The organism is Nocardia jiangsuensis (assembly GCF_042650385.1).
Taxonomy (GTDB): Bacteria; Actinomycetota; Actinomycetes; order Mycobacteriales; family Mycobacteriaceae; genus Nocardia; species Nocardia jiangsuensis.
In genome coordinates, this window is record NZ_JBHSAX010000023.1 from 124,306 (window position 1) to 140,688 (window position 16,383).

Genomic DNA, 16,383 nt, shown 5'->3' on the forward strand with positions numbered 1-16,383 from the left:
TCCCGCCGCGGCCGCCGGATATCCCCTAACGACCCGAAGAATCGGCCGAATCGTGTCCGGGGATCGGGCTGCGGGCGGAATTACGCGCGTATTCCAGCGGCGGCATCCCGATTTCGGCGGTGAATTCCCGGCAGAAATGCGCCTGGTCGAAATAGCCGAGCTCGAGCGCGAGCGCGGCCAGGTCGGCGCTGCGGCCGCAGGCGAGCAGGTGCGCGCCGTCCTGCAGCCGGTAGCGGCGCAGCACCCACTTCGGCCCGGCGCCGACGTAGCGGCGGAACAGCCGCTGCAGGGTGCGGGCTCGGATGTCGAACCGCTCGGTGACCTGGTCGACCCGGGTGAGCTCGCGCTCCCGCTCCATGGCCGCGACGACGGTGAGCACCAGGTCGTACTGCGGGTCGGCGGCGGTGACCCGGCCGGTGAAGTACTCCTCGACCAGCGCCGCGCGCCCGTCGTCGTCGGCCGCGGCCAGCACCGGCCCGGCCAGCTCGTCGGCGCCGGGCAGCACCGCGCCGAGCGGCAGCCGCCGGTCGCGCAGCGCGCCGACGTCGAGCCCGGTGAAGGCGCCGAAGCCGCCGGGGTGGAAGCGCAGCCCGAAGGTGTGGCCGCGGCCGGTGAGCTCGCGCTCGAAACGGGTGGTGCAGACCCCGTTGACGAAGCCGCCGCGCTCTTGCTCGCTCGCCTCGAAGGTGACGTTGACGCACGGATGCGACAGCACCTCGGCCCGGTACGGCTCGCGCAGGTCCCAGTGCACCGCCCAGTACCAGGCCACGTAGCGGCGCAGCGCCGGGCCGACCGGCAGCCGGCTCAGCGAGCGGTGCCTGGCCTGCTCGCCGGGGTGCAGAATGCCCTTCAGGCTCTCCCCGGCGCTGACTCCGCCGCGAATGGGCGCGGCGCGCTCGTCAGCCACCGTGTCGCTTTCTTCCAAGATCGGCGCGGGCGGGCGGGGCAGGGTGGTTCCCATGACGAACACCGTGAATCCCGTCCCCGCCGGCTACCACTCGATCACCTGTTTCCTCGCGGTGCCGGACGGCAACGCCGCGCTCGATTTCTACACGGCGGTCCTCGGCGCCGAGGTGGTGAGCCGCAACGACCTGCCGGACGGCCAGCCCGCGCACGCCGAGGTGAAGGTCGGGGACGCCACCTTCCAGGTCGGGCTGCCGATGCCGGAGAACGGCGTGCGCGCGCCCGAGCAGGGCTGGGTGCACACCTCGATCGTGCACTACTGCCCGGACGTGGACGGTGTGGTCGAGCGGGCCGCCGCGCACGGCGCGACGGTGCTGGAGCAGCCTGCCACCTTCGTCACCGGCGACCGGTTCGGCGTCTTCATCGACCCGTTCGGGCACCGCTGGGTGACCATGACCCGGGTCGAGGACGTCTCCCCCGCGGAGGCCGAGCGCCGGGTGAACGAGTGGATGGCCCAGCAGGGCTGAGCCGCTCGCGAGCACCCGGCGGGTCGCCCCGCCCGCGGCAGCACGCCGGGCCCGCCCGCTCACGAAGCCACGGCGGCTCGCCCCGCCCGCGCACCCGGCCACGGCGCGGGCCCGCTCACGACAGCCCTGCCGCGTCCATGCCGCGCAGCTCCTTCTTCAGGTCGGAGATCTCGTCCCTGAGCCGCCCCGCGAGCTCGAACTGCAGCTCGCGGGCGGCGTTCATCATCTGTGCGGTGAGCTCGGCGACCAGGTCGGCGAGCTCCGCGCGCGGCATGGACGAGGTGTCGCGGCCCTCGTACACCCCCGCGCTCACCGCGCGGCCCGGCTCGCCCTGGGCCCGCCTGCCGCGGCTGGCATTGCGGCCGGAGCCGCCGACCTGCACCGTGTCCTCGGCCTCCTGGTAGACCTGATCCAGGATGTCGGCGATCTTCTTGCGCAGCGGCATCGGGTCGATGCCCTTCTCGGTGTTGTAGGCGACCTGCTTGGCCCGGCGCCGGTCGGTCTCCTCGATGGCGTGCCGCATGGAGTCGGTGACCTTGTCCGCGTACATGTGCACCTGCCCGGAGACATTGCGGGCGGCGCGGCCGATGGTCTGGATCAGGCTGGTGCTGCTGCGCAGGAAGCCCTCCTTGTCGGCGTCGAGGATCGCCACCAGGGAGACCTCGGGCAGGTCGAGCCCCTCGCGCAGCAGGTTGATGCCGACCAGCACGTCGTACTCGCCGAGCCGGAGCTGGCGCAGCAGCTCGACCCGGCGCAGCGTGTCGATCTCCGAGTGCAGGTAGCGCACCCGGATCCCGAGGCCGAGCAGGTAGTCGGTGAGATCCTCGGACATCTTCTTGGTCAGCGTGGTGACCAGCACCCGCTCGTCCCTCTCGGTGCGCAGCCGGATCTCGTGCACCAGGTCGTCGATCTGGCCCTTGGTCGGCTTGACCACCACCTCGGGATCGACCAGCCCGGTCGGGCGGATGACCTGCTCGACCACCTCGCCGCCGGTCTGCCCCAGCTCGTACGGGCCCGGCGTGGCCGAGAGGTAGACCGCCTGGCCGATCCGCTCGGCGAACTCCTCCCAGGTGAGCGGGCGGTTGTCCACCGCGGATGGCAGCCGGAAGCCGAACTCCACCAGGTTCCGCTTGCGCGACATGTCGCCCTCGTACATGCCGCCGATCTGCGGCACGGTGACGTGCGATTCGTCGATCACCAGGAGGAAGTCCTCCGGGAAGTAGTCGATCAGGGTGGCCGGGGCCGAGCCCGCGGGCCTGCCGTCGATGTGCCGCGAGTAGTTCTCGATGCCGGAGCAGAACCCGACCTGGCGGATCATCTCCAGGTCGTACTGGGTGCGCATGCGCAGCCGCTGCGCCTCCAGCAGCTTGCCCTGGCGCTCCAGTTCGGCCAGCCGCCCCTCCAGCTCGGCCTCGATATCGCCGACCGCGCGCGCCATCCGGTCCGGCCCGGCGACGTAGTGCGTGGCCGGGAAGATGCGCACGGTGTCGACCTGGCGCACCACGTCGCCGGTGAGCGGGTGCAGGTAGTACAGCGCCTCGATCTCGTCACCGAAGAACTCGATCCGGATCGCGAGCTCCTCGTAGGACGGGATGATCTCCACGGTGTCGCCGCGCACCCGGAACGAGCCGCGGGTGAAGGACATGTCGTTGCGGGTGTACTGCACGTCGACCAGCAGCCGGAGCAGCGCGTCCCGGTCCACCTGGCCGCCGACCTCCAGCTGCACCGAGCGGTCCAGGTAGGACTGCGGGGTGCCGAGGCCGTAGATGCAGGAGACCGAGGCGACCACGATCACGTCGCGCCGGGAGAGCAGGCTCGAGGTCGCCGAGTGGCGCAGCCGCTCCACGTCGTCGTTGATCGAGCTGTCCTTCTCGATGTAGGTGTCGGTCTGCGCGATGTACGCCTCGGGCTGGTAGTAGTCGTAGTACGAGACGAAGTACTCGACGGCGTTGTGCGGGAACATCTCCCGTAGCTCGTTCGCCAGCTGGGCGGCGAGCGTCTTGTTCGGTGCCATCACCAGCGTCGGCCGCTGCAGCTTCTCGATCAGCCAGGCCGTCGTCGCCGACTTGCCGGTGCCGGTGGCGCCGAGCAGCACGACATCGCGCTCCCCCGCCCGCACCCGGCGCTCCAGCTCGGCGATGGCGGCGGGCTGATCACCGGCGGGTTCGTGGTCGCTGACGACCCGGAACTGCCCGTCGGCACGCTCGATCTCGCCCACCGGACGGAACTCCGAGTGGGCCAGCGGCGTCCCCTCGGGGATCTCGGTTGCGAATGCCATGCTCACCAGGGTAGGCGGAGCCACCGACACACTCCGGCGCGGTGACCGGAGCCCGGTACATTTCCGGGCATGACAGAGGCGCAGGGGGTATCGGTGCATCGGCCCAAGGTCGAGCACTTCGATCTGGCGGCGCGCACCAACACCGACAACAAGGGGTTCGTGCGGCCGGTGGAGGTGTACCGGGAGGAGCCGTGGGGGCTGTACATGTCGCGCACCGCCGACCATCCCCGGTTCGAGCACATGGAGTCCTGGCTGCTCCCCGACCTGGGTGTGCGCGCGACGATCTTCCACTTCCGGGCGGGCGAACGCCCCGATCAGGACGTCTACCTGGACATCGGGGTGTTCCGCCCGGTCGCCCCGCAGCGCTGGCGCGCGCTCGACCACTACCTCGACATCGCGGTGCAGAACGGCAGGGAGGCCGAGCTGCTCGACACCGACGAGCTGCTCGCCGCGCTGGAGGCCGGGCTGATCGACGCCGCCGCCGCCGAGGCCGCCGTGCTGAACGCGACCTACGCCATCGAGGGGCTGGCCGCGCACGGCTACTCGGTCGACGCCTGGGCCGGCTCGCTCGGCATGGCGCTCAGCTGGCGCTGAGCCGCGCGTAGACCTCGTCGAACCAGGGCTCCTTGACGGCGAGGTAGGCGTCCATCGCCGCCCGGCCGGTCAGCCCCTCCGCCTCGGCCTCGGCCTTGCGCTTGACCGCCAGGTACTCGGCGCGCAGCTCGGGATCGGCGCGCAGCGCGTCCCGGAGGGCGATGACGAAGCGGGCGCCGGGCGAATCGGCCACCCGCAGGTGGATATTGGCCGCCCGCCCCGGGTCGGCGCTGTTGTGCAGCCGCTTCTCCCAGCGGGCCGGGTCGTCGTCGGCGGGCTCGAGGTTGTCGAAGCGGTGCTCGCTGACCGGGAACCCGGCGGCGGTGAGCCCGTCGCGCAGCCCGTCCGCGACCTCGAGGCTCGGCACCGTGATCTGGACGTCGAGCACGTCCTCGGCCGGGAAGTCCGGCACCGAGGTGGAGCCGGTGTGCTCGATGGCTGTCGCCGCGCCGCCGCAGGCCAGCCGGAGCCGGGCGATCAGCCGCTGCGCCTGGGCGGGCCACTCCGGGTCCGACTCGGCCAGCCGGACGGTCTCCGGCTCGGCCGCGGTACCCGTGCGCAGGTTGCGCTCGAAGGGCAGCAGCCGCTCGGACCAGAGCGCGCGCACCACCGGCTCGAGCGCCTCCGGCTCGCCGCTGTTGTCCAGCCAGACGTCGGCGGCGGCGCGGCGCTGCTCGTCCGTGGCCTGGCTGGCGATCCGCGCCCGTGCGTCGGCCTCGTCCACGCCGCGGAACTCGACCAGCCGGCGGAGCCGCAGCTCGGCGGGGGCGTGCACGACGAGCACCAGGTTCGTCATGGGCGCGAGGTTGTTCTCCACGAGCAGCGGCACGTCCTGCACCACGACGGCGTCGGCGGGCGCGGCGGCGAAGAGCTCCGCGGTGCGCTTGCCGACCAGGGGGTGCACAATGCTGTTCAGCGCGGCCCTGGATTCGTCGCTCGCGAAGGCGATGGCGGCCAGCGCGGGCCGGTCCAGGCTGCCGTCGGCGGCCAGGATGCCGGCACCGAAGCGCTCGACCAGGGCGGCCAGCCCCTCGGTGCCGGGCGCGACCACCTCGCGGGCGATGGCGTCGGAGTCGATGAGGACGCCGCCGAGCTCGGTCAGGATCCGCGCCACCGTCGACTTGCCCGCTCCCATGCCTCCGGTGAGGCCGATCCGCAACATGGAAGACAGTCTCGCACGAGGTGCCGATCAGTCTTGGTACCCATGGCGCGCTCCGAATTCACCTGAATTCCGGCCGCTGCCCGATCCGTGACGATGCCGAGATCATTTCGCAACAATTTCCGTGCGACCCGCGTCGGCGACGATAACTTTCCGACACGCGGCGGCGTTTTCCAGGACGAAGTACTGGGCCGATCGGAAGTTTTCCGATACTGTTCGGCCTGGCGAATTCCGGCCGCTCCAGCATCGAGGCAAAGGACGTTCATTGCGCACCGAACTCAACCGAGCGGGTCGCCACCGCCTCGGTATGGCGGGGGGAGTGCACTGCATCCGCTACCCCGCCGTGGCGGCGGCGATCGCCGAGTACCGCAGGCCGTGGCTGACCGCGCTGCTCAGCCCGTCGCGGCACAGCTTCGTGTCGTCGCGAAGACGCCCGCTGTTCGCGGTCGCCCGCTGGATTCCGGCCACCGCCAACTGAACTCGCGCGAGATGTGGCCCGGCCCCCGCGGCCGGGCCTTTGTCGTCCCGGTGTCCCGAAATGCCACCGCGGGAATCGACAGGCGGCGCCCACCCCCGGTTACCGTCGCGGCATGACCCGGCTGACCTCGTACACCAACGACGGGCTCGTCTTCGACGTGGCGGACTCCGGGCCGGCGGACGGCACCCCGGTCGTCCTGCTGCACGGCTTCCCGCAGAACGCGCGGCAGTGGGACCGGCTCGCCCCCTTCCTGCACGAGCGCGGGTATCGCACGATCGCCCCCGACCAGCGCGGCTACGCACCGGGGGCGCGGCCGCGGGGCCGATACGCCTACCGGGTGCGCGCGCTGGTCGGCGACACCGCCGCCCTGATCGAGACGCTCGGGTGCGGCCCGGTGCACCTGGTCGGCCACGACTGGGGTTCGATCGTGGCCTGGTCGGCCGCGGCCGCCCGCCCGGATCTGGTGCGCACCCTCACCTCGGTCTCGGCGCCGCACCCGATGGCGTTCCTGCGCTCGCTCGGCAGCAGCACGCAGGCGCTGCGCACCGGGTACATGCTGCTGTTCCAGCTGCCGGTGCTGCCGGAGTTCGTGCTGGCCCGCGCGTTCCGGGCGGCCGCGGCGCCGCGGCTGCGGCGCTACGCGGCCAGGCTCTCCGGCCTGGACGGCGAGCAGTGGGACCGGCTGCTGCGCGAGGTGGTCGACGGCGGCGCGCTGCACTACGGTCTGCAGTGGTACCGGGCCATGCCGATCGTGGACCCGCGGCAGGCGCGGCGCCCGGTCGCGGTGCCGACCACGCACGTGCGCGGCAGCCGCGACGTGTTCATGTCGCGCCGCTGCGCGGAGCTGACCGCGCGCTACGCGACCGGCCCGTTCCGCGCCGAGACCCTGGACGCCGCGCACTGGATTCCCGAGGAGCGCCCCGCCGAGCTGGCCGCGATCATCGCGGCCCGCGCCGCGGGCTGACCCCGGAAAGCCCGAAGGCCCCGATCCGCGCGGATCGGGGCCTTCGGTGTACTGCTGAGCGGATCAGGCGTTGCCCGACAGCTTCTCGCGCAGCGCGGCGAGCTGCGCGTCGCTGGCGAGCGAGCCACCCGACGACTCCGGCACGGAGGAGGACGCGGACTGCGAACCGCCGCCGGACTCCGACGAGTAGTTCGACGAGCCGCCACCGTTCGCGGCCTCGGCCGCGGCGTCGGCCGCCATCTTCTCGATCTGCGCGGTGTGCATCTTGTGGCGACGCTCCGCCTCGGCGTAGCGACCCTCCCACTCCTCGCGCTGCTTCTCGAAACCGTCGAGCCATTCGTTGGTCTCGGAGTCGAAGCCCTCGGGGAAGATGTAGTTGCCCTGCTCGTCGTAGCTGTCGGCCATGCCGTACTTCGACGGGTCGAACTCGGAGTTGTAGTCCTCGTTCGCCTGCTTCAGCGAGAGCGAGATCCGGCGCCGCTCCAGGTCGATGTCGATGACCTTGACCATGGCGTCGTCGCCGACCGCGACGACCTGGTCCGGCACCTCGACGTGGCGCTCGGCCAGCTCGGAGATGTGCACCAGGCCCTCGATGCCCTCCTCGACGCGGACGAAGGCGCCGAAGGGAACCAGCTTGGTGACCTTGCCCGGCACGATCTGGCCGATGGCGTGGGTCCGGGCGAACTGCCGCCACGGATCCTCCTGGGTCGCCTTCAGCGACAGCGAGACGCGCTCGCGATCCAGGTCGACGTCGAGCACCTCGACGGTGACCTCGTTGCCGACCTCGACGACCTCGGACGGGTGGTCGATGTGCTTCCAGGACAGCTCGGAGACGTGCACCAGGCCGTCGACCCCGCCGAGATCGACGAAGGCGCCGAAGTTGACGATGGAGGAGACCACACCCTTGCGGACCTGGCCCTTCTGCAGCTGGTGCAGGAACTCGCTGCGCACCTCGGACTGGGTCTGCTCCAGCCAGGCGCGGCGGGAGAGGACCACGTTGTTGCGGTTCTTGTCCAGCTCGATGATCTTGGCCTCGATCTCCTTGCCGACGTACGGCTGCAGATCGCGGACCCGGCGCATCTCGACCAGCGAGGCCGGGAGGAAGCCGCGGAGGCCGATGTCGAGGATCAGGCCGCCCTTGACGACCTCGATGACGGTGCCCTTGACGGCCTCGTCCTTCTCCTTGAGCTCCTCGATGGTGCCCCACGCACGCTCGTACTGCGCCCGCTTCTTCGACAGGATCAGGCGGCCTTCCTTGTCCTCCTTGGTGAGGACCAGGGCTTCCACCTCATCGCCAACGGAAACGACCTCGTTCGGGTCGACATCGTGTTTGATGGAGAGCTCGCGGGAAGGGATGACGCCTTCGGTCTTGTAACCGATGTCGAGCAGGACCTCGTCGCGATCGACCTTGACGATGGTTCCCTCGACGATGTCGCCGTCGTTGAAGTACTTGATCGTGGCGTCGATGGCGGCGAGGAAATCCTCGGCGGAGCCGATGTCGTTGACGGCTACCTGCGGCGAGGTGACGGTGGTGGGCATGTGTCGGTGTGCTCCGGACGGATTGTGGTCGGTTGCGGACATTGGAACTTTCGGTACGCTGCGAAATCACCGCGACGATGCGACGACGGACACAATGAACGTACCGCACGCATCGCCTGACGAAACCCGGCGTGGCCGCCGGATATTCCGAGCGCGGAGTGTTTCGGGAGGCGCGCCGAGTGTACCCGGCCCGACACCCTGTGCTACGACCGGCTCACCCCCCGGAAAACCCTGCCTTCGAGAACCCCGGTGATCGGTACGCCAGTACAGTTGACACTCGTGGATCAGCGTACGGCACCTGATCACGCCCGGGCAAACCGGGCCGGAAGCGCCGAAATCCGCAGCAAGACTAGGCTCACCCGAGTGTCCGACCACCGCCACGCGACCGCAGAGGCCGAGCTCGGGGTGACCGCCGTCACCCGTACCCCGGCCGGCTCGGCCGCCAGCAGCAGGGCCAATCGGCGCTGGTGGGACGCCGATGCCGCCGACTACCACCGCGAGCACGCGAACTTCCTCGGCGTCGACACCCCCGGCGGTGAGTTCGTCTGGTGCCCGGAGGGGCTGCACGAGGGCGACTGGCACCTGCTCGGCCCGGTCGCCGGGCGGGACGTGCTGGAGATCGGCTGCGGCTCGGCGCCCTGCGCGCGCTGGCTGGCGAGCAACGGCGCGCGCCCGGTCGGGCTGGACATCTCGGCGGGCATGCTGCGCCGCGGCGTCGCGGTGATGGCGCGCGGCGGGCCCATGGTGCCGCTGGTGCAGGCCGACGCCGAGGCGCTGCCGTTCCCGGACGCGAGCTTCGACCTGGCCTGCTCGGCCTTCGGCGCGGTGCCCTTCGTGGCCGACTCGGCGGCGGTCATGGGCGAGGTGGCCAGGGTGCTCCGGCCGGGCGGGCGCTGGGTGTTCGCGGTGAACCACCCGATGCGCTGGATCTTCCCGGACGATCCGGGCCCGGCCGGGCTGGTCGCGCAGCAGTCCTACTTCGACCGCAGCCCGTACGTCGAGACCGGCGCCGACGGCACCCCGGTCTACGTGGAGCACCACCGCACGATCGGCGACCGGGTGCGCGAGATCGTCGGGGCCGGGCTGCTGCTCGACGACATCGTGGAGCCGGACTGGCCGGAGTGGCTGGATCGGGAGTGGGGGCAGTGGAGCCCGCTGCGCGGCGAGATCTTCCCCGGCACCGCCATCTTCGTGACCCGCAAGCCCTGACGCTCAGCCCGGGTACGGCTCCAGCGCGGCGAACTCCGGGTCGACCCGGACCGTCGGCACGGTCTGCACCACCCAGCGCCTGGCGCGGCTGAGCGGGTGGTCGGGGAAGCTCTCGTCCCAGCGCACGTCGTCCGCGGAGGTGAAGGGGAGCCTGCCCTGCAGCCCCGGCGCGTACGGGTGCCCGCGCCTGCGGTTCCTGGTCTCGGCCTGCTGGGTGACCACCACCTCGCGGGCGATCGGGTCGCCCACCTCGGGGCAGATGATCTGCAGAACGGCGCTGCACCGCGCCCGCGGCACCAGGATCGAGGCGGAATAGGCCAACTTGCCCGGCGCGAAGGGCATCGGCACCTTCTCCACCCGGAGCAGTGCGGGCAGCGAGTCCACCCAGATGACGAGCGCCTCGATCAGGCAGCCGGAGGCGGCGTGGTGCTCGGCGAGCCTGCGCCGCAGCGTCTCGGCGTCGTCCAGCCCGGCGGGCAGCTCCGGCGCGATGTCGAAGTAGTGCACGGCGACCACGTCGCGGGTGACCGGATCCCCCCAGGTGCTGTCGTCCAGCGCGTGCATTCCGGTGAGGTCGAAGGAGAGCGGCACGCGGACACGGTAGCGGAGCGGGTGCCGATGGCACGCGCTCCGCTGCCCGCGACCCTCAGGGCTCCGATTCGTCCGCGGCGGCCGAATCCCGTCCGACCCGACCGCTTTTCGGATTCCGGCCGGCCTGGTCGAGCGCGAGCCGGAGGGCGAATTCGATCTGGGCGTTCACACTGCGCAGGTCGTCTGCGGCCCACCTGGCGATCGCGTCGTACACCGCCGGGTCGAGGCGGAGCAGGAGTTTCTTGCGTTCGGCCATCCGGGCCCCGCTCAGTTGTAGAGCGAGCCCGCGTTGACCACGGGCTGCGTCGCGCGGTCGCCGCAGAGCACCACCAGCAGGTTGGAGACCATCGCGGCGCGGCGCTCCTCGTCCAGCTCGACCACGCCCTGCTCGCTGAGCCGGTCCAGTGCCATGCCGACCATGCCGACCGCGCCCTCCACGATCCTGGTGCGGGCCGCGACCACCTGCGCCGCCTGCTGCCGTACCAGCATGGCCTGGGCGATCTCCGGCGCGTAGGCGAGGTGCGTGATCCTGGCCTCCAGCACCTCGATACCGGCCAGCGCGGTGCGCTCGCGCAGCTCGACGGTGAGCTCCTCGGCGATCTCGGCGCCGTCCCGCAGGCTGGTGCCCGCCTCGTGCGAATCGTAGGGGTGCGTGGTGGCCAGGTGCCGGACCGCGGCCTCGGACTGGGTCTCCACGTACTCCTCGTAGTCGTCCACCGCGAAGGCCGCCTTGAAGCTGTCCACCACCCGGTAGACCACCACCGCGGCGATCTCGACCGGGCTGCCGTCGGCGTCGTTGACCTTCAGCTTCTGCGTCTCGAAGTTGCGCACCCGCAGCGAGATGCTCTTGCGGTCGGTGAGCGGCAGCACCGCGAAGAACCCGGGCTCGCTGACCGAGCCGATGTAGCGGCCGAAGAACTGGACCACCTTCGCCTCGTTCGGGTTCACCACGATCAGGCCGCTGGCCAGGATCAGCACCACGACCGCGAGCACGGTCGCGGCGATCGCCGCGACCAGCGCCGGGGTGCTGCCGTCGCGCGCCGCGACCACGAAGCCGTAGGCCGCCGCCGCGCCGAACCCCAGCGTGAGCACGAACCACGCCACCAGGACCGCGAACCCGTTGACGTGCCATGCGGGTCGAAACTTCATGACATCCTCCCAGTATCAAAGTGATATCACCACGATAGCAGGGAGTGCGGCTCGCCGGAAGGTCGGTTCAGTGCGCGGGCACGATGGCGCGGGTGGCGCGGAAGCGGGCGGCGGGGTCGTACTCGGCCTTCAGCGCGGCCAGCCTGCGGTAGGTCTCCGGGGTGAAAGCGGCTCTGGTCTGCGCCTCGTCGGCGACATCGCCCGCACCGTAGAGGAAGCCGAGCTGGTGACCGAGGGTCCACGGTTCCAGGGCGGTGCGCACCGCGTCGAGCGCGGGGACCGGGCCGGGCCCGTCGGCGGCGGTGATCACCCGGACCAGGAACTCCGCCTCCCGGAAGTCGATGGCCGCGCCGGACCTGCCCGGCTCGCGCAGCGCGCCACCGAGTTGCCTGATGTCGACCACGGTCGCCGGGCCGGTGGCGGCGAGCAATGCGCGCTGAGCAGCGGCGTCGAAGCGGGCGATGAGCGCGTTGGTGGCGGCGTAGCCGTGCGGCTCCGGTGGCTCGCGGTGGATGCTGCCGGACTCCGCGTACGGCATGATCCGCAGGTCTGCGGTGATCGGCTCGCCGACCGCGCGCAGCGGCGCGACCAGCCGCTCCCCCTCGGCCGCGGTGCCTTCGACGGCGATCCGCAGGCTCACCACCGAGCGGCCGCGCAGGAACGGCGGCAGCTGTTCCAGGTCGGGGTAGGTGAGCAGCCCGGCGGAGGTGGTCACGGTGTCCGGCGCGGTGGCGGCCCAGGCGCGCCAGGCATTCAGTACCGGCTCGGTAAGGGCGGCATCGAAGACGAGCTGGCCGCCGTAGATCTCGGCCACCGGGAGCAGTTCGAGCTCGACGGCGGTGACGACGCCGAAGTTGCCGACGGTGCCGAACACCGCGCCGAACAGCGCGTCGCCCGGCTCCAGCCGGTGCTGCGCGCCGTCGGCGGTGACCAGCTCCAGCGCGCGGACCCGGTCGGCGGCGTAGCCGTAGCGCCTGGCGAGCAGCCCGAGGCCGCTGCCGAGCAGGTAGCCGACCACGCTCACCGAGGGCGAGGAGCCGGAGAGCGGGGCGAGGCCGTGCTCGGCGGCGGCCTCGAGCAGGGTGCCCGCGCGGACGCCCGCCTCGACCCGGGCGATCCGGGTGTCCGGGTCGATCCGCAGGCCGCGCAGCCGGGCGGTGTCGATCAGGATGCCGCCGTTCAGCGGAACGGAGAGGCCGTGGCCGGTGGCGTGCACGCCGATCGGCAGGTCGTGCTCGGCGGCGTGCCGGACGGCGGCGGCGACCTCGGCGGCGGTGCGTACCTCGACGGTCAGGCCGGGGCGGTGGGCGTAGGCGGTCTGGAAACTGTCCATCACTCCACCCTCGCGCGCCGTAGACTAGAAGTGAAACAGATAGTTCTGATGGATCGGATAAGTGTCAGTTATGGAGTTGCGGCACCTGCGCTACTTCGTCGCCATCGCCGAGGAGGGCGGCTTCACCCGGGCCGCCGAGCGGCTGCACATCACCCAGCCGGGGCTCAGCGCGCAGATGGCGCAGCTGGAGAAGGAGCTCGGGCTGCCGCTGCTGCACCGGGGCGGCAGGCGGGTCACGCTCACCGAGGCGGGGGCGGCGGTGCTGCCGCACGCGAGGGCGGCGCTGGCCGCGGCGGAGCGGGCCGGGCGGGTGGCCGACGAGTTCACCGGGCTGCTGCGCGGGCAGGTGCGGATCGGGCTCATCTCCGGCGCCACCGCGGACGAGTTCGACGTCGCCGGTGCGCTCGCCGGGTTCCACGCCGCGCACCCGGGGATCTCGATCGGCCTCACCGAGGACATCTCGGCCGAGATGGTGGCGGCGGTGCTGCGCGGAGAGCTGGACGCCGCGCTGGTCTCGCTCACCAGCGACCCGCCCGACCCCCGGCTCGGGCTGCAGATCATCCTGGACACCCCGGTGGTCGCGGCGGTCGCCGCCGATGCCGACGGGTACGGGACGGCGCTGCGGGTGCGGGCGCTGCGCGACCGGCCGCTGATCTGCCTGCCGACCGGCACCGGGGTCAGGGCCGAGCTGGAGAAGGCGTGCGCGGCGGCGGGGTTCCGCGCCGAGGTGGCGTTCGAGGCGGCCGCTCCCCCGCTGCTGCTCCGGCTCGCCGCGCGCGGGTTCGGGATCGCCGTCGTTCCCGGGCTCGGCCCGGAGGAGGCGGAGGCCTTCGGCGTCCGCGCCATCCCGCTCGTCCCCGCGATCCGCGGCCGCCTGGCCCTGGCCTGGAACGCCGAGCAATCCCGCGGCCCCGCCGCCGCGGCCCTGGTCACCGCGCTCCGCACGGCCTTCGCCCCGGCCTGAGGCCCGGCGCGCCCGCACGCGACCACCGGCTCCGCACCCGGCGCGCGAATGCCGGTCGACGCCGTCGGCGGCCCCTTACAGCAGCCGCGACAGGAATGCCTGCGTGCGTTCCTGTTTCGGCGCCGCGAGCACCTCCTTCGGTTTCCCCGACTCCACCACGACCCCGCCGTCCATGAACACCAGCTGGTCGGCGACCTCGCGGGCGAACCCCATCTCGTGCGTCACCACCACCATGGTCATCCCGGAGGCGGCCAGCTCGCGCATGACCGTGAGCACCTCGCCGACCAGCTCCGGGTCGAGCGCGGAGGTCGGCTCGTCGAAGAGCATGAGCTTGGGGTCCATGGCCAGCGCCCTGGCGATGGCGACCCGCTGCTGCTGCCCGCCGGAGAGCTGCGCGGGGTAGGCGTTCGCCTTCTCCACCATGCCGACCCGGTCCAGCAGCTCCTTGGCCCGCGTCACCGCGTCCGCCCTGCGGACCCGCTTCACCTGGGTCGGCGCCTCGATCAGGTTCTCCAGCGCGGTGCGGTGCGGGAACAGGTTGAAGTGCTGGAACACCATGCCGATCTCGCGCCGCTGCCTGGCCGCGACCCGCGGGTGCAGCTCGTAGAGCTTGCCGTTCTTCTCCCGGTAGCCGACCAGCTCGCCGTCCACGTAGAGCCGGCCCGCGTTCACCACCTCCAGGTGGTTGATGCAGCGCAGGAAGGTGGACTTGCCGGAGCCGGACGGCCCGATCAGGCAGAGCACCTCGCCGCGCGACACCTCCAGCGAGATCCCGCGCAGCACCCGGAGCGCACCGAAGCTCTTGCACACCCGGTCCGCCCGGATCATCGGTTCGGTCACCGCGGCTCCACCACCTTCTGCGCCTCGGCCAGTTCCCGCAACTGCTTGGCGGTGAGCTGGCGGGAGGCTCCGCGCGAGTAGTACCGCTCCAGGTAGTACTGCCCGACCATGAGCACGCTGGTGATGGCCAGGTACCAGGTGGCGGTGACCAGAAGCAGCGGGATCGGCTGGAAGTTCACGCCGTAGATGTCGCGGGCCCGGCCGTAGAGGTCGGTGCTGAGCGGGATCGCGGTCACCAGCGACGTGGTCTTGAGCATGCCGATCAGCTCGTTGCCGGTCGGCGGGATGATCACCCGCATGGCCTGCGGCAGCACCGTGCGGCGCATGGTCTGGCCCCAGGACATGCCGAGCGCCACCGAGGCCTCGCGCTGCCCCTCGCCCACCGAGTTGATCCCGGCGCGCACGATCTCGGCCATGTACGCGGCCTCGTTCAGCCCGAGCCCGATCACCGCGAAGGTGAACGCGGCCTGCAGCCCCTGTACGTCCAGCTCGAAGAAGCTGGGCCCGAACGGCACCCCGAGCTGGATCTGCCGGTACAGCGAGGGGAAGAGCCCCCAGAACACCAGCTGCACGAAGACCGGGGTGCCGCGGAAGATCCACAGGTACACCCAGGCGCTGGCGCGCAGCACCGGGTTCGGCGAGAGCCGCATGACCGCCAGAACCGTGCCGAGCAGCACCGCGATCACCATGGCGAGCACGGTGAGCTCGAGCGTCACCACCGCGCCCGCGACGATGCGCTCGTCGCGCAGGTAGGCCCAGTAGGTGTCCCAGCGGTAGGCCTCGTTGGTGGCGGCGCCGTAGAGGAAGAGCCCGACCAGCGCCAGGATCAGCGCGGCCGCGAGCCAGCGGCCGGGTCTGCGCAGCGGAACCGCCTTGATCGGCTCCGGCTCGGCGCTCTCCGGCTTGATGGTGTCGACCGTCATCTCAGTTCGTCGCGCCGTTGATCACCGAGGTGGTGATGGCGCCGTCCTGCACACCCCAGTTGTCGGTGATCGTCTTGTACTGCCCGTTGTCGATCAGGTGCTGCACCGCCCGCTGCAGCGCGGCCGCCAGCGGCGAGCCCTTCGGCACGGCCCAGCCGTACGGCGCGGAGTCGAAGACCGGCCCGGCCGATTCGATCTTGCCGCCGCCCTGCTTGATGGCGTACGCGGTCACCGGCGAATCGGCGGACATGGCGTCGACCTGCCCGAGGACCAGCGCATTGGTGGCCTGGCTCTGCTCGTCGAAGGCCTGGATGTCGATGGCGGGTTTGCCCGCGGCCACGCAGGCCGCGCTCTTGGCGGGCACCTCGTCGGTGTGCTCGACGGTGGTGGCCTGCACCGCGACCCGCTTGCCGCAGGCGTTCTCCGGGTCGACCGGCTTGCCCGCCTGCTGCGCCCACTGGATGCCCGCGTTGAAGTAGGTGGTGAAGTCGACCTGCTCCTCGCGCTCCTTGGAGTCGGTGATCGAGGACATGCCGACGTCGTAGGTGCCTGCCTGGATGGCCGGGATGATCTTCTCGAACGCGGACTCCACGTACTCGGCCTGCAGCCCGAGCACGGCCGTCACGGCGTTCATCAGGTCGACGTCGAAGCCGACGATCTTGCCGGAGGCATCCTTGTACTCGTTCGGCTGGTAGGGGACGTTCACCCCGATCACCAGCTTGCCCGCCTGCTTCTGCTTGTCCGGCAGCTGCGCGGCGATGGCGTCGACCTTGTCGACCTGGACCTTCTCCGCCTCGTTCCCGGAGCCCGCGTCCTCGGTATTGCTGGTACACCCGGTCAGGACCAGCGCGCCCCCGGTGATCACACACATCACCCGCAGGGCACGCCTGCCGAGCACCGATCGAACAGCCACAGCAGACCTCCACGCACGT

The 16,383-nt window shown here is 71.4% G+C and carries 17 protein-coding genes; 6 read left to right on the forward strand and 11 right to left on the reverse strand.

Going from position 1 to position 16,383, the window contains the following annotated elements; genetic code table 11:
* Positions 1–25: 25 nt before the first annotated feature.
* Positions 26–961, reverse strand: coding sequence for a DUF6597 domain-containing transcriptional factor (locus ACFO0B_RS27975; protein ID WP_378616069.1), 936 nt, complete (start codon positions 959–961; stop codon positions 26–28).
* Between ACFO0B_RS27975 and ACFO0B_RS27980 the strand changes: the two genes are divergently transcribed.
* The gene (locus tag ACFO0B_RS27980) at positions 960–1,430 is read left to right on the forward strand and encodes a VOC family protein (RefSeq protein WP_378616071.1); all 471 of its coding nucleotides are present in this window, start codon (positions 960–962) and stop codon (positions 1,428–1,430) included. The genes ACFO0B_RS27975 and ACFO0B_RS27980 overlap by 2 nt on opposite strands.
* A gap of 115 nt (positions 1,431–1,545) precedes the next feature.
* Here the strand turns inward: ACFO0B_RS27980 and uvrB are convergent, their stop codons facing one another.
* Positions 1,546–3,708: an excinuclease ABC subunit UvrB gene (gene uvrB / locus ACFO0B_RS27985; protein WP_378616073.1), complete on the reverse strand. Its 2,163-nt coding sequence runs from the start codon at positions 3,706–3,708 to the stop codon at positions 1,546–1,548.
* A gap of 69 nt (positions 3,709–3,777) precedes the next feature.
* Here uvrB and ACFO0B_RS27990 point away from each other — a divergent pair, with 69 nt between their 5' ends.
* On the forward strand, positions 3,778–4,302 hold the full coding sequence (locus ACFO0B_RS27990; RefSeq protein ID WP_378616075.1) for a DUF402 domain-containing protein: 525 nt from the start codon (positions 3,778–3,780) through the stop codon (positions 4,300–4,302).
* Here the strand turns inward: ACFO0B_RS27990 and coaE are convergent.
* Positions 4,289–5,464 (reverse strand): dephospho-CoA kinase, encoded by a 1,176-nt coding sequence (coaE, locus tag ACFO0B_RS27995; protein ID WP_378616077.1) that lies wholly within the window; start codon positions 5,462–5,464, stop codon positions 4,289–4,291. The two genes, ACFO0B_RS27990 and coaE, sit on opposite strands and share 14 nt — an antisense overlap.
* Positions 5,465–5,768: 304 nt before the next feature.
* On the opposite strand from coaE, the gene ACFO0B_RS28000 reads away from it, so the two are divergent.
* The gene (locus tag ACFO0B_RS28000) at positions 5,769–5,939 is read left to right on the forward strand and encodes a hypothetical protein (protein WP_378616079.1); all 171 of its coding nucleotides are present in this window, start codon (positions 5,769–5,771) and stop codon (positions 5,937–5,939) included.
* A 112-nt stretch (positions 5,940–6,051) separates the two neighbouring features.
* Positions 6,052–6,903, forward strand: coding sequence for an alpha/beta fold hydrolase (locus tag ACFO0B_RS28005; protein WP_378616081.1), 852 nt, complete (start codon positions 6,052–6,054; stop codon positions 6,901–6,903).
* A gap of 63 nt (positions 6,904–6,966) precedes the next feature.
* On the opposite strand, the gene rpsA is transcribed toward ACFO0B_RS28005, so the two are convergent.
* Positions 6,967–8,442: a 30S ribosomal protein S1 gene (rpsA, locus tag ACFO0B_RS28010; protein ID WP_378616083.1), complete on the reverse strand. Its 1,476-nt coding sequence runs from the start codon at positions 8,440–8,442 to the stop codon at positions 6,967–6,969.
* Between the two features lie 363 nt (positions 8,443–8,805).
* Here rpsA and ACFO0B_RS28015 point away from each other — a divergent pair, with 363 nt between their 5' ends.
* A complete protein-coding gene (locus ACFO0B_RS28015; RefSeq protein WP_378616085.1) occupies positions 8,806–9,651 on the forward strand; it encodes a class I SAM-dependent methyltransferase in 846 nt (281 codons plus the stop codon).
* A gap of 3 nt (positions 9,652–9,654) precedes the next feature.
* Here the strand turns inward: ACFO0B_RS28015 and ACFO0B_RS28020 are convergent, their stop codons facing one another.
* The 4 genes from ACFO0B_RS28020 to ACFO0B_RS28035 all read right to left on the reverse strand — a co-directional run bounded on the left by ACFO0B_RS28020 (position 9,655) and on the right by ACFO0B_RS28035 (position 12,724).
* Positions 9,655–10,242 (reverse strand): hypothetical protein, encoded by a 588-nt coding sequence (locus ACFO0B_RS28020; protein WP_378616087.1) that lies wholly within the window; start codon positions 10,240–10,242, stop codon positions 9,655–9,657.
* A gap of 55 nt (positions 10,243–10,297) precedes the next feature.
* Positions 10,298–10,498 (reverse strand): hypothetical protein, encoded by a 201-nt coding sequence (locus ACFO0B_RS28025; RefSeq protein ID WP_378616089.1) that lies wholly within the window; start codon positions 10,496–10,498, stop codon positions 10,298–10,300.
* 11 nt (positions 10,499–10,509) lie between these two features.
* Positions 10,510–11,391, reverse strand: a complete 882-nt coding sequence (locus ACFO0B_RS28030; protein WP_378616091.1) for an SPFH domain-containing protein — start codon at positions 11,389–11,391, stop codon at positions 10,510–10,512.
* 67 nt (positions 11,392–11,458) lie between these two features.
* A complete protein-coding gene (locus ACFO0B_RS28035) occupies positions 11,459–12,724 on the reverse strand; it encodes an FAD-binding oxidoreductase (RefSeq protein WP_378616093.1) in 1,266 nt (421 codons plus the stop codon).
* Between the two features lie 70 nt (positions 12,725–12,794).
* Between ACFO0B_RS28035 and ACFO0B_RS28040 the strand changes: the two genes are divergently transcribed.
* Complete coding sequence (locus ACFO0B_RS28040) at positions 12,795–13,688, forward strand: LysR family transcriptional regulator (protein WP_378616254.1); 894 nt, start codon at positions 12,795–12,797, stop codon at positions 13,686–13,688.
* Positions 13,689–13,763: 75 nt separating this feature from the next.
* Here the strand turns inward: ACFO0B_RS28040 and ACFO0B_RS28045 are convergent, their stop codons facing one another.
* From ACFO0B_RS28045 to ACFO0B_RS28055, 3 genes are read right to left on the reverse strand one after another with little or no spacing between them, the layout of a single operon-like run.
* On the reverse strand, positions 13,764–14,516 hold the full coding sequence (locus ACFO0B_RS28045; RefSeq protein WP_378616256.1) for an amino acid ABC transporter ATP-binding protein: 753 nt from the start codon (positions 14,514–14,516) through the stop codon (positions 13,764–13,766).
* 8 nt (positions 14,517–14,524) lie between these two features.
* On the reverse strand, positions 14,525–15,451 hold the full coding sequence (locus ACFO0B_RS28050) for an amino acid ABC transporter permease (protein ID WP_378616095.1): 927 nt from the start codon (positions 15,449–15,451) through the stop codon (positions 14,525–14,527).
* Position 15,452: 1 nt separating this feature from the next.
* Positions 15,453–16,322, reverse strand: a complete 870-nt coding sequence (locus ACFO0B_RS28055; RefSeq protein ID WP_378616258.1) for an ABC transporter substrate-binding protein — start codon at positions 16,320–16,322, stop codon at positions 15,453–15,455.
* Between the last annotated feature and the right edge of the window lie 61 nt (positions 16,323–16,383).

Coding starts and splice junctions, on each gene's coding strand:
- ACFO0B_RS28040 (WP_378616254.1), top strand. CDS start 12,795: ATGGAGTTGCGGCACCTGCGCTACTTCGTCGCCATCGCCGAGGAGGGC.
- ACFO0B_RS28045 (WP_378616256.1), bottom strand. CDS start 14,516: ATGATCCGGGCGGACCGGGTGTGCAAGAGCTTCGGTGCGCTCCGGGTG.
- ACFO0B_RS28025 (WP_378616089.1), bottom strand. CDS start 10,498: ATGGCCGAACGCAAGAAACTCCTGCTCCGCCTCGACCCGGCGGTGTAC.
- ACFO0B_RS28050 (WP_378616095.1), bottom strand. CDS start 15,451: ATGACGGTCGACACCATCAAGCCGGAGAGCGCCGAGCCGGAGCCGATC.
- ACFO0B_RS28035 (WP_378616093.1), bottom strand. CDS start 12,724: ATGGACAGTTTCCAGACCGCCTACGCCCACCGCCCCGGCCTGACCGTC.
- ACFO0B_RS28005 (WP_378616081.1), top strand. CDS start 6,052: ATGACCCGGCTGACCTCGTACACCAACGACGGGCTCGTCTTCGACGTG.
- ACFO0B_RS27980 (WP_378616071.1), top strand. CDS start 960: ATGACGAACACCGTGAATCCCGTCCCCGCCGGCTACCACTCGATCACC.
- ACFO0B_RS27975 (WP_378616069.1), bottom strand. CDS start 961: ATGGGAACCACCCTGCCCCGCCCGCCCGCGCCGATCTTGGAAGAAAGC.
- ACFO0B_RS28030 (WP_378616091.1), bottom strand. CDS start 11,391: ATGAAGTTTCGACCCGCATGGCACGTCAACGGGTTCGCGGTCCTGGTG.
- ACFO0B_RS28055 (WP_378616258.1), bottom strand. CDS start 16,322: ATGTGTGTGATCACCGGGGGCGCGCTGGTCCTGACCGGGTGTACCAGC.
- ACFO0B_RS28000 (WP_378616079.1), top strand. CDS start 5,769: ATGGCGGGGGGAGTGCACTGCATCCGCTACCCCGCCGTGGCGGCGGCG.
- uvrB (WP_378616073.1), bottom strand. CDS start 3,708: ATGGCATTCGCAACCGAGATCCCCGAGGGGACGCCGCTGGCCCACTCG.
- coaE (WP_378616077.1), bottom strand. CDS start 5,464: ATGTTGCGGATCGGCCTCACCGGAGGCATGGGAGCGGGCAAGTCGACG.
- rpsA (WP_378616083.1), bottom strand. CDS start 8,442: ATGCCCACCACCGTCACCTCGCCGCAGGTAGCCGTCAACGACATCGGC.
- ACFO0B_RS27990 (WP_378616075.1), top strand. CDS start 3,778: ATGACAGAGGCGCAGGGGGTATCGGTGCATCGGCCCAAGGTCGAGCAC.